Source organism: Streptomyces sp. 378, from assembly GCF_030124145.1.
GTDB lineage: Bacteria > Actinomycetota > Actinomycetes > Streptomycetales > Streptomycetaceae > Streptomyces.
Map to the genome: position 1 here is coordinate 1 of NZ_JASKMS010000010.1, position 12091 is coordinate 12091.

The following is a 12091-nucleotide window of genomic DNA, read 5'->3' on the forward strand; positions in this document are numbered from 1 at the left end:
ACACCGGCCGAGGTCTTCGAAGAGCAGCTACGCTCGCTGCAACAGCCCGGTGTTGCAACGACTGGTTGAACTCGCCCAGTACTGCAGTCGGGCTTTCGCCGACGCCTGCCGCGAAGCGGGCGTCACCCAGTCCAATCGGCGGTGCCGCCGCGACGCCGGCTTCCGGCCTGGCCGACAGCGGCGTATCCCATGCGGTCTGGGACGGCGTGCGTGTAGGGGTTGCTCGGCGTCTGCCCATTCGGCTGCGTCGGACACGCGGCCACCACGGCCCGCCCGTAGTCGAATCCGATGACGTTCGAAATGTCGAGTGGAAAAGACGGGTGATACGGGACTGGCAGGGCCCGTCGGGGCCCGGCGTGGTCGCCGGGCCCCGACCAGGAGACCTACTGGACGAGTTCCCAGTCCTGCGAGCCGTCAGTGAGCGCGTTCTGCAACGTCAGCTGCGTCCCGGCGGACGCACCGGTCAGGTACAGGCTCGTGTTCTTGACGGACTGCAGCTTGTAGAAGCCGTTGCTGGTCTTGACGAGGTTCCAGCTGCCCGTGTTGCTGTTGTCGACCCACTGGCCGATCTTCTGGCCGGCCGTGGCGTTACCCGTCCAGATGGCCGCCGCGCGACCGCCGGCCTTGTTCAGCAGCGTTACGCCGCCGTTGGGTTCGGTCGTCAGGTGCCAGAACTGGGTGTCCGCGTTCGCCGCCGAGCCGGGGGCCTCCAAGCGCACGTCGGGGACGTCGCCGTTGCCGATGTTGGCGTCGTTGGTCTTGTTGCCGGTGCCGATCACCTGGTCCGTCTTGCGGTTCACCAGCTGGTAGTAGGCACCGTTGGTGTGCCCGAGATCGATCTCGGCGAACTTGAGTGTCGAGGTTCCCTGGTTGTTGAGGATCGCGATACGGCCGGTGCCCTCGACGTACTGCAGATTGCGGCTGTAGCCGGGCTGCGAAGTCGTCTGGTACTCCTTCCAGGTTCCGTCGCTGCGTCCGGTCTCGTTGACCCAGACGTTGCCGCTGCCCGCGGCGTTGTAGACCAGGCGCCCGCCGGGGAGCCTGATGAGGACCGGGCTGCCCCCCGCTGCGAGGGGGCGTGAGCCGGTGTCGACCGGCAGTGAGTTGACTCCCGTGCCGGTGGCCGATCCGGTGAAGAACTTCGTGGGGTCGCCGGCGATCTGGTAGCGGGTGTTGGCTCCGCCGCCCCAGTACTCGTAGGTGATCATCCACTTGCCGTCCGTGGTGCGAACGACGTTCGTCATGCCCGGCCGGCCGCCCCCGATCTCCGACTTGCCACCGCCCATGTCCTGGGTGAGACCGGCGATGTCGACGACGGGAGAGCTCCAGTTCGCGCTGCGCCCGTCCCAGGTCTTGTGCACGAGGATCTGTCCCAGCGAATCCGTCGCGGTGTCGTTCGCGGCGTCGAGGGTCGGGACGCCGGTGGTCGGGTTGAAGCCGGTGTAGTCGTTCTCGTCGGAGTAGTAGCAGACGAGCCGGCCCTTGTGGACCATCAGGTAGGGCTCCCAGAGGGGGTCCACCTGCCGGTTGGTGTTGGCGTTCGCGATGTTCTTGCCGACCGCGCCGGCGCTGCCGCCCTGCCAGCCGCCCGTTGCGACGATGTTGAGGATCTTCCACGTCGCGCCCTGGTCGGTGCTGGAGTACAGGGCGATCGCCAGGTCCTTGCGGTCGCCGTCGTTGGACGGCGTCCAGTTCGGGTCGGCCGCCTTGTGCTCCTTGTAGTAGTAGTCGTCACCCGACACCACCGTCGAAAGGAGCAGCGTGCCCTGCTTCAGATCCCCGACGTCCTGGGGAAGGGCGTAGAGGTAGGGGTTGGTCCAGTTGCTGGTGTACTTCGCGTACTGCGGGTCGCTGGAGATGTACGCGGGCGCCTTGACCTCGGACAGCGGCTGCCAGGACGTGCCGTGGTCGTCGCTCTTGTAGACCGGGACGGTCTGTCCGTCGGCGCTTCCCGACGACGTCACGACCGTGGACTTCTCGAACGCGGCCACCAGGCGTCCGCTCGGCAGCTGCGCCGACTTGGGGTAGACCGCGCAGTTCCCGCGCCCCTTCAGACACGGCTCGCTGCCGAGCTGGTACAGGGTTCCACCCGCCGGGTTGTACGCCTGCGCACCACCGGACGCGGGTATGGCCAGCAACGCGGACGCCGCGGCGACGGTTCCCAGTGCTCGTCTCAGCCTTCTTCTCTGCATAGCCCCTCCTCGGGGGATGACCATGGTGATACTCGGGTGTATGGAGCGGTTGCCTGCGTCAGGTAGGTGTGCCGTCCGTATCGGCTGAGACGAACACGCGTACGTCCCACGGGCCGAGTTCCAGTGCCGCGCCCGCGGGAAGGGATGCGCTGTCCAGGGCGTCGGAGAGCTCCACGGGGGCGGGGACGTTCGCAGGCTCCCAGCTCCAGTTGTGGACGATGTGGACCCGACGGCCGTCGGGTGCGGTGCCGGTCGTGGCGGTGACGGTTTCCGGCAGGTTCTGCCACGCGTTGCAAGCGGCCGGTGCCAGCCAGGCGGCCAGCGCCCGGGCGACACCGCGGCCGGGAACGGTGCCGACGGTGGTGACGCGACCGGTGCCGTGGCGGCGGGTGGTGATCGCGGGCCAGCGGCCGAAGTGCGGGTGATCGTAGGCGGCGAGCACATCGGCGTCGTCGACGGTGAGGCCGTCGGCCCACTGCGTCGCCGTCGCGTCCTGCGGGAGCTTCAGCGGGCTGTCGGGCGCGGCGCGGAGGGGAACGTCCTGGACGAGGTTGCTGAACTCGTCGTAGCTGACGCCGGCGGCCTCGGTGAGGCGTCCGGGGGCCGGTTCGGCTCGGGCGCGGGCCTCGTGGTCGGCGTAGCCGGTGCGCGGGCCGAGGACCAGGTGGCCGCCCGCTTCCGCGTAGGCCGCGAACCAGTCGAGCGTCGAGTCGGCGGCGATGTACAACGCGGGGACGACGAGGACAGGGTGGCGGCGGACCGCCTCCCGCGGTGTCAGGCCGTCCCGTTCCCCGGCCGGGTCGTGCAGTTGGCGGGAGTGGACGATGCGGACCTGGCGGTCGGCATCGAAGGCACCGCGATAGAACGGGTCGAAGATTCGGTGGTAGGACTCCGGGTCCGCCTCGCCGTCCGGCTTCGCGAGCGGCGGGTACTTCTGCATGAGCCACTTGCTGGGTGTCGAGTAGACCATCGTGATGTCGGCATCCGGATCGAGGCCGGCGACAAGCTCCCCCGTCGCCTCGAACTCGCCGCCCAGCCGGGCGAGTTCGGCGTAGGTACGACCGGGCTGTCCGGTGTGCGGAAGGATGCCGCCCCAGTAGGTCTCGGCGCCGAAATGGAGGGTGTGCCAGTGCCAGTACTCGATCATGCGGGCGCCACGGGCCACCAGCGCCCAGGCCGCCTGGCGCCACTGGCCGTCGTAGGCCGGGCGGTTGTCCCAGGGGAAACCGATGGAGCCTGCGTTGGTCTCGGTGACCAGGAACGGCTCCTGGCGGGAGGAGAACATCCAGTCGGCGGTCTGGTAGAGCGACCAGACGCCGGTGGTCTGCCACTTCTGCTCGTGGTCGTCGGGCGTGGGGTCGGGCAGCAGCAGGCTGTCCTGCATGCCGTAGTACGGGTTGCCGGAGGCGATGTCGAGGCAATCGGTCAGTTCGTCATCCTCGACCCCGGGACGCTTGTAGGAGATGCAGGTCGTGACGAACTGCTCGGGGTCGGCGTACTCTCGCACGATTTCGGCCTGCCAGCCGATGAACTCGGTGACCTGCCGGGCCTGGAACGCTCGCCAGGCGACGTCGTACTGGGGCTGGGCGTTGCCGTCCGGGGTCCACAGGTCGGCCCAGGTCGACAGGCGGTGGGACCAGTAGACCAGGCCCCATTCGCGGTTGAGGGTCTCGACGTCGCCGTACTTGGCGCGCAGATGGTCGGTGAAGCGCTGGAAGACGCCGTGGTTGTGGAAGAGCTCCAGGCCCGGCTCGTTGTCGACCTGGAAGCCGATGACCGCGGGGTGGTCGGCGTACCGGCCGATGATCTTGCGGATGACGCGCTCGGCGTGGAACCGGAAGGCGGGGTGGGTGAAGTCGACCTCCTGCCGGGCGCCCCAGCCGATGCGCTCACCGGTCCGCCGCTCGCCCGTGATCTCCGGGTACTGGCGGGCCAGCCACGGCGGCACGGCGTACGTCGGTGTGCCGAGGACGACCGAGATGCCGCGTTCGCGGGCGCCGTCCAGCACCGGCTGGAGCCAGTCGAGGTCGAATCGCCCGTTCTCCGGCTCCCAGGTCGACCACACCGACTCGCCGACCCGGATGACGCTGACATGCGCGTCGGCCATCAGGTCGAGGTCGGTTTTCAGGCGTTCGGCGGGGCGGTCGTAGGGCTGGTACTCGTGGTAATACGCGGCGCCGAAGAGGACGCGGGCAGGCAGAGCCGCCATGAGAGGAAACCTCCGAAGAACAGGGAGTGGGACGAGGGCTGCGAGCCCTACTGCTTGACGCCGCCCGCGGCCAGGCCGCTCTGCCAGTAGCGCTGGAGCATGAGGAAGGCCACGACAAGAGGCAGGATCGAGATCAGCGAGCCGGTCACGACCAGCGCGAGCATTTCGCTGCTGGAGCCGGCCCCGCCGTTCTGCGCCTGCGCGGCCCACGAGGAGAGGCCGACGGTGACGGGGTAGAGGTTCGGATCATTGAGCATGATCAGCGGCAGGAAGTAGTTGTTCCAGGTCGCCACGAGCGTGAACAGCAGCACGGTGACCAGGCCCGGCGCGAGGAGCCGCAGCACGATCGTCCCGAAGATCCGTGCTTCCCCTGCGCCGTCGATCCGGGCGGCCTCCAGGAGGCTGTCCGGCACGGCGTCCTCTGCGTAGATGCGCATGAGGTAGAGGCCGAAGGGGTTGACCAGGGAGGGGAGGATGACCGCCCAAGGGGTGTTGACCAGACCGGCCTTGGCGAACAGCAGGTAGGTCGGGATCGCCAGCGCGGTGGCCGGGACCATGACGGCGCCGAGCACCAGGTTGAAGGAGAACCGGTCGCCGCGGAAGCGGAACTTCGCGAAACCGTATCCGCCGGCGGCCGCGAGCAGCGCGGCCCCCACGGCGCTGACGCCCGCGTACAGCACTGTGTTGACCAGCCAGTGCACGAAGACCCCGTCGTCCTGGGCGAAGGTCTGCTTGATGTTCGTCAGCAGTTGCGGGGCGTGCGAGAACCACAGACCGAAGCTGTTGAACAGGTCGTGGGTGCTCTTGGTCGAGGCGATGAGCAGCCAGAACAGGGGGAGGAGGAAGTAGGCCAGGGCCGCCAGCATGGTGATCGTCAGGGGGGTGCTGCGACGCCGGGGTGCGGATCCGCGCCGGGCCGGGGCGGCGGGAGGCGGCTTTGTCGGCGGTTCGGCGATCGCGGCGGTGGGGATCGTGGTCGTCACGGGGTCCTCCTGCGGCTCGCGGTGAGCAGGACGGCGTAGGAGGCGATCACGATGATGAGGCCGAGGAGGAAGGACACTGTGGCCGCGTAGTTGACCTGCTGGCCGGTGAACGCGAGCGTGTAGGCGTAGAGGTTGGCGGTGTAGGCGCTGTTGATCACGTCCGGGGCGATGGTCATCAGCAGTTTCGGCTCGTTGAACAGCTGGAAGCTGCCGATCACCGAGAACAGCAGGGTGAGCATCAGCGCCGGTCGCAGGGCCGGCAGTTTGATCGACCGGGCGATCCGCCAGGCGCCGGCCCCGTCCATCGCCGCTGCCTCGTACAGCTCCTCGGGGACGGTGCGCAGGGCGGCGTACAGGATGATCATGTTGTAGCCGACGAACTCCCAGGTCACGATGTTCGCCAGGCTGCCGAGCATCCAGCCGTCACTGAGGAAGTCCGGGACGGGCAGACCGAGACCGCGACCGAGCTGGGCGAAGGGGCCGAAGTCCGGCCCGTACAGATAGCCCCACATGAGCGTGGCGACCACGCTCGGGACGGCGTACGGGACGAAGATGCCCAGCCGGACGACCCGGGCGAGCCGGAGCAGCCCGCTGTCGAGGGCCAGGGCGAACACCAGCGCCAGCAGCAGCATCACCGGGACCTGGATCGCGAAGAACAGCGCGACACGTCCGATGCCGTGCAGGAACTGCGGATCGCTCAGGGCCTGGGCGTAGTTGTCGAGCCCGACGAACGCCGTGCCGCCGATGAGGCGTTCCTGGAACAGGCTGAGATAGGCGGCATAGCCGAGAGGGGCGAGGAAGAGAAGCAGGAACAGCACCATGAACGGTGCGACGAACAGCGGTCCCGCCGCCCGTTGACGGCTCTTGCCGCCGCGCCCGAAACGTGTGGGCCCGTCTCGTCTCCTGCCCTTGGGGGAGACCGCGGTTGTGGCGGTCATCGTCGGGCCTTTCTGAGGGATGGGACTGTGTCAGGGGGAGGGTCCCGTGCCACCGCACGGGACCCGACGGACCGTTATGGCGTCTCGACGGTGAAGCCCTGGCTCTTGGCGTAGGCGGTGAGCCGCGACTGCCAGGTGCCGAGCGCGCGGACGGTGTCGGTCTTGTCGGCGAGGGACTTGCCGACCGTCTCGGTCCAGTCGGTCGCCGCCTGGTCGAGGAACGGGGGCCACTGGAAGTCGGAGTTGACCGTGGAACTGATGTCGGCGAAGACCTGGTTGACCTTCTGGCCGCCGTAGAAGGCGGGCGCGTCCCCGGTGAACGTGGCGTCCGTGAGGAGGGCCTTGGTGGCCGGGAAGAAGAACTGTTCGGTGGCGAACATCTTCGCGCTGGCCGGGTCGCTGTTGAGGAACTGTGCGAACTGGGCCGCCGCGATGGGGTTCTTGGTGGAACGGGTGACGGCGGTGGTCGAGCCGCCCCAGTTGCCCGAGCTCGGCTTCGAGGCGTCCCACTGCGGGAGGGGGGCGGCTCGCCACTTGCCGGACGTGGCCTTGGCGGAGCCGGAGAGGAAGGCCGGTCCCCATGCGGCGGTGATCCAGGTGGCGTACCTGCCCTTGTTGAACCCGGCGTACCAGCCGTCGGTGAAGTCCGGGTCGGTGCTGATGACGCCTTCCTGACCCAGGCCGCCCCAGTACGCGCCGAGCTTCCTGGATACGGCGTCGTCGACACCGATGGTGATGTCGCTCTTGCCGGACAACGCGTACGGCTTGGCGCCCGCCTGCCACAGCAGGCCGTGCCATGCGGCGACCTGGCCGGATGCGAGGTTGGTCAGGTAGACGTCGGGGTCGGCCTTGTGGAGCTTGCGAGCCGCGGTGGCGAACTCGTCCCAGGTCGCGGGGACCGGGATGTCGTGCTTGTCGAAGATGTCCTTGCGGTACAGCATGCCGAGCGGGCCGGTGTCCTGGGGGATCGCCCAGACCTCGCCCTTGCTGCCGCTGACCTGCTGCCAGGTCCAGTCGACGAACTCGTCCTTCAGCGTGGACGCGCCGTACGGCCGCAGGTCGAGCAGGCTGTCGGTGATGGTGAAGGTCGGGATGGCCTGGTATTCGATCTGCACCAGGTCCGGGACGCCGCTGCCGGCCTTGAGGGCCGTACGCAGCTTGGTGTACTCCGGGACGCCCTGACCGGCGTTGACGACCTTGACCTTGATCGCCGGGTACTTCGCCTCGAAGAGAGCGACCTCCTTGTCGATGTTCGGGACCCAGGTCCAGAACGTCAGCTCGGTCGGCGTCTGCATCGCCTTGTCGATGTCGGCCTGGCTGACCGGCTTGGACGACGTGGACGAGCCGCCGGAGTCGCTGCCACCGCAGGCGGTGAGAGTGACGCCGAGCGAGACGGCACCCGTCGTGGCGAGGAACAGTCGACGGCTCATCGAGGAGTGGCCGGGCATGGATGTGGACGTGAATCTGCGCATGGTGAACTCCCGCCGGTGGCGAAGATGACGGCACGCCTGGCAAGGGCGTACGTAGGGCGTACGGAGGGCGTGGTGGAGGAGCGGCGCGTACGCGCCGACCGAGGCTCGGACACCGACGGGGCCGGGTGCGGGTCCTCGTGGACCGGGGCCGGCGAGCCTTCCGTGTGCGGAGGTGGTGGTCGCGGCCGGACAAGAAGAGGGCAGACCAGAGGCCGAGCAGGTGTGGAACCCGTAACTCAGCGCCTGTTGGTTTGAACGGCCCCGCGGCGAGCTTGCGGCGGAGGCGTCCGGCAGGCGGGGCGTGGCAGGAAGATGCGGCTCGTCCTGAAGCCACGCGCCCGACTTGACCTGCGGTTGTCGGGGTTGACCGCTGTCGGTCAGCGGGGTGTGGAAGCGCCTCCGTTCTGGAGTGGCGGTTGGTCTGCTCCTCCCGAGGAGCGAGAGGCTGTACGCCGGCCGCGAGCCGGGGTCGTCCGGCTCAGCGGTGGCGCGGTTGAGGCGCGGATGATGAGGTCGATCGGTGGATCGCTCGTGGGCAAGGGATCTGCGCTCGGGTTCTCGATGGCATGCACCAGGCGCTTGAGTCCCTCTTGTGCCACGGCGTCGAAGGGTTGTCGCACCGTGGTCAGGGGAGGGGTCACATAGGCGGCGACCGGAGTGTCGTCGAAGCCGACGACACTCACGTCTTCGGGTACGCGCCGTCCGGCCTCCGTCAGTGCGCGGATCAGGCCGATCGCCATGTCGTCGTTGGCGGCGAACACCGCTGTGACATCACCGTCCTCGGCCAGTTCGCGTCCCGCCCGGTAACCGGACGCGGCCGACCAGTCGCCCTCGACGACCGGCGGCACGTCCCGGCCATGGGCGGTCAGGGCCGCTTGCCATCCCTCGAGGCGGTCCCGGGCGGCGTACCACCGCTGCGGACCGGCCAGATGATGGACTGTCACGTGGCCAAGATCCAGGAGGTGCTCGACGGCGGTGTGCGCCATCAGATCGGCACCGCCCCCTGCGGTCAGCGCCTGGGGTGAGGTGACAGGGAGTGGCGCACCCAGGGCGAGAACCGGAACGTCGATGCGGAAGGAAGCGTCTCCTTCGGCACCTTCTTCGTCGATCGGTTCGGAGATGACGATGCCGTCCACGCCCTGATCAAGGAGTGAACTCACGGCACCGGTCACGCCCGCGGCGTCCCCTTCCACCGTGTTGACCACGCGCAGCGCGTATCCCGTGTCCCGGACGACCCGCTCGACACCCATGAGCAGTGAGGCAGGCCCGTACAAGGCGGTGCCCAGCGTCACCACACCGATGGAGCGAGTGCGTCCGGAGGCCAGTGCCCGGGCGGCGTTGTTGCGCCGATAACCGAGCTCTTCAGCGGCTTCCAGGACGCGTCGGCGCACGTCGGCGGAGACATACTGCTCGTCGTTGAAGACCCGCGACACCGTCTTTTGTGAGACCCCCGCCAGACGAGCCACGTCCACGCTGCGCGGAGCCGCGGTGTTGCTGCTCCGCGCTGTTCCTCGCGACATGGTGTCTCCCGCCGGATGTGCGAACCACATGATGCCAGAGTCGCCTGTGACTGACTGCGTAGTCATGTCTACGCGGTCATGTCTACGCAGTCATAGGGCTGTAGTCAAGGGTTCGGAACGCATCCGTGACCAAGCTCGGGGCGGGCGCAGCGCGCGTGAACTCCGTGAGCGCGAGCCCGCGCGGCCGTGGCCAACTCGGTCAGGGTTGGTCGTGTTCCAGAGGGTTCGTCCTCCACAGCCGCCAACGGGTCGTCGTGTTCCTGTGTCCTCTTCACGCGCCGGTCCTGTCCCGGTATGTCGAGCGGGAGCCTCTGGCATTGCCGGCCACCTGGCGACCATCGTCGGCGGGGGCGCCGTGTGCCTGCTGCTCCCCGTAGGGATCGACTGGTGGCTGCCGGCCATGGCCCAAGTCCGGCACGGATGCGGACGGCGGATCCGGTAGTCCCGGGAGCGGCCTGGAAGCCGAGGGCCCTGCCCTGGGCTTGGCCAGCGCCGGGGCCACGGCCGAACGCTCCCGCTGAGGAGCGGACCCTCGACCTCGTCGGCGATCTGATACGCCGCGAGCGCAACCGGCTGGGGACTTGCCGGCGCAAGGTCCCCGCGGGCACCCAGGGGTTGATCGTGCTCGCCGTTCTCCGCCATGACCAGCGGCCTTCTCGTTGTCCAGGCGGCCGGAGGTCTTCGTCGTGCTCGGTTCCGTTCTTCGCAGCGGGTACCGCAGATGGCGTGATAGCTGACTGCACCTTCGAATGGGGGCAGTTGGTCGGCGCGCGACAGCCAGAACCGCCCTGGTTACGTTCGCGGTCGCTCTGTGGCATGGGCTGCGGTGGACCCGAACGCGACATCCTCGGTGCCCCAGACGTACAACGTGGGAACCTGGATCTTCCCGACTGCGGCGTCGGGCCGGTCAGCGCGGTAGTAGTTGAGGGCGGCGCTCAGTGCACCCGGTTCGGACAGACGCCGTACGTATTCATCGACGTGCCGGTCGGGAACCTTGCCTTGGTAGAGGGAACGCAGTAGCGCGGCGTCGTCCGCCAGGAAGCGGGCCTCTGTGTCGGGGCTCCGCCAGTCCTGCTGGTACTGGGAGCGACGGCGCTGGTCGTCGTCGGTGCGATGTGCCTCGCCCAACGCACTGGGGTGCGGCGTCGACACAGCGGTGAGCGTGCGCAGTCGCTCGGCGTGCCGGGCCGCGGTCCACCAGACGATGGCACCGCCCCAGTCGTGCCCGACGAGGTCGAAGCGATCCCAGCCGAGCGCGTCGGCCACCGCCGACACGTCCCCGACCAGCTCACTCACCCCGTACACGTCGGCATGCGGTGGGCGCACGCCGGACGAGTATCCACGGGTGTCGGGCGCGACCGCGCGCAAACCGGATCTGCGAACGCCAGGGCGTCCCGATCTTGGCCGACCGCGCCTACGTGGGCGCCGGCCCATGGGGGACGACACCCCTCCGACGCCCACCAGACCGTGGCCTCTCGCCCACTCAGCAAACCGTCAACCGCGCACTATCCGCGGCACGGGCACCGCTCGAACGCGGCGTGGCACGGCTCAAATCTTGGTGGATCTTCCGTCACGCCCGCTGCAGCCCGACCTGCATGACGTCAATCGCCAAAGCCGTCCTCACGCTTGAGCGGCACCGCTGTACCGGCGGGCGACTCAGTCGAGAAGCAAGGCGACTGCGCCGCTGCCCGGTGCGGCGCGGCGCACTCCGTTCGGTCGGTCGGTGCGGCGGAGAGATGGAACTCCAGCGGTCCGATCGTGTTGGTGTGGGAGGGCCAACACCCACCTGGCGGGAGGGGAACCTGCGCCGCACTACCTGACCGTCACGCTTTCACGCCACTGGGTGCCTGACAACGGCAGCCGGGTGGTCAGGTACGGGTGCAGAGGTGGCGCATGGTCGGACTCCTGTGTGAGCCTCGCCCTGTGTACCGTCGTAGCAGGCCGCGAGGTCTGGACCGACGAGCGGAATAGGGCGATGGCACTGTCCTCGCTCCTGCTGGGCGAGGCTGACCGGAAGGCACACTGAACATGACCGGGCAAAGCGACCGTTGGGCGGAACTGACCGGCGGACAAGCCGGAGAGGAGTACGCTCAGCGTTTCGCGCGGCTCGCCGAATCGGGCCAAGACATCCACGGCGAGGCCGCCTTCTGTGCCGCGCTGCTGAAGCCGGCCGCCCGGATACTCGACGCTGGCTGCGGCACTGGCCGGATCGCGATCCGGCTCGCCGAGCTGGGCCACTACTGCACCGGCGTGGATGTTGACCCCTCGATGCTCGCTGTTGCCCGCCGCGACGCGCCCACGCAGGAGTGGCTCCTCGGCGACCTGGCCCGTCTGGATGACCTCGGCTTGAATCCGGGTTTCGACCTGGCGCTGGCCGCCGGAAACGTCATCCCTCTGCTGGCCCCCGGCACCGAACCAGCTGTCGTCCGGCAGCTGGCCGCCGCACTGCGCCCCGGCGGTCTGCTGGTCACGGGCATGGGACTGGACGCGGCACACCTGCCGCTGCCCGAACCATCGGTGACCCTTGCAGAGTTCGACCACTGGTGCGCCCAGTCCGGACTGACCCTGCGGCAGCGCTACGCCACCTGGAGCGGCGACCCCTACTACCAAGGCTGCGGCTATGCCGTCAGCGTGCACTCCCGCCCCACCACGTGAGTCCTTGCCCATCCGCGACGATGTCGCCTGGCCGACGATCGCCGACCATCTCGGCGCACGACGGTGTCTGCCCCGGGCACGTGCCCGCGTGCCCCCACACCTTGATCCTCTGCCACGGGACG

General features: G+C 68.7%; 8 protein-coding genes and 1 pseudogene. 2 read left to right on the plus strand and 7 right to left on the minus strand.

Going from position 1 to position 12091, the window contains the following annotated elements; all coding sequences use genetic code 11:
- Window positions 1-383: 383 nt before the first annotated feature.
- The 7 genes from QNO09_RS15680 to QNO09_RS15710 form a co-directional block, all read right to left on the minus strand.
- Entirely contained in the window at window positions 384-2192 is a 1809-nt protein-coding gene (locus QNO09_RS15680) for an RICIN domain-containing protein (RefSeq protein ID WP_283970796.1), read from the minus strand.
- Window positions 2193-2250: 58 nt separating this feature from the next.
- Complete coding sequence (locus tag QNO09_RS15685; protein ID WP_283970797.1) at window positions 2251-4401, minus strand: beta-galactosidase; 2151 nt, start codon at window positions 4399-4401, stop codon at window positions 2251-2253.
- 47 nt (window positions 4402-4448) lie between these two features.
- The gene (locus QNO09_RS15690) at window positions 4449-5384 is read right to left on the minus strand and encodes a carbohydrate ABC transporter permease (RefSeq protein ID WP_283970798.1); all 936 of its coding nucleotides are present in this window, start codon (window positions 5382-5384) and stop codon (window positions 4449-4451) included.
- Window positions 5381-6322: a carbohydrate ABC transporter permease gene (locus tag QNO09_RS15695; RefSeq protein ID WP_502962301.1), complete on the minus strand. Its 942-nt coding sequence runs from the start codon at window positions 6320-6322 to the stop codon at window positions 5381-5383. Before QNO09_RS15695 ends, QNO09_RS15690 begins: the two co-directional genes overlap by 4 nt.
- 74 nt (window positions 6323-6396) lie before the next feature.
- Window positions 6397-7794: an ABC transporter substrate-binding protein gene (locus QNO09_RS15700; RefSeq protein ID WP_283970799.1), complete on the minus strand. Its 1398-nt coding sequence runs from the start codon at window positions 7792-7794 to the stop codon at window positions 6397-6399.
- A 377-nt stretch (window positions 7795-8171) separates the two neighbouring features.
- Window positions 8172-9314 (minus strand): LacI family DNA-binding transcriptional regulator, encoded by a 1143-nt coding sequence (locus QNO09_RS15705; protein WP_283970800.1) that lies wholly within the window; start codon window positions 9312-9314, stop codon window positions 8172-8174.
- A gap of 792 nt (window positions 9315-10106) precedes the next feature.
- Window positions 10107-10682, minus strand: a complete 576-nt coding sequence (locus tag QNO09_RS15710) for an alpha/beta fold hydrolase (protein WP_502962302.1) — start codon at window positions 10680-10682, stop codon at window positions 10107-10109.
- Here QNO09_RS15710 and QNO09_RS15715 point away from each other — a divergent pair.
- Both QNO09_RS15715 and QNO09_RS15720 read left to right on the plus strand, forming a co-directional pair.
- Window positions 10619-10954 (plus strand): annotated as a pseudogene (locus QNO09_RS15715) (transposase family protein); the annotation flags it as partial. The gene QNO09_RS15710 and the pseudogene QNO09_RS15715 sit on opposite strands and share 64 nt — an antisense overlap.
- A gap of 388 nt (window positions 10955-11342) precedes the next feature.
- Complete coding sequence (locus tag QNO09_RS15720) at window positions 11343-11969, plus strand: class I SAM-dependent methyltransferase (protein WP_283970802.1); 627 nt, start codon at window positions 11343-11345, stop codon at window positions 11967-11969.
- Window positions 11970-12091 lie beyond the last annotated feature (122 nt).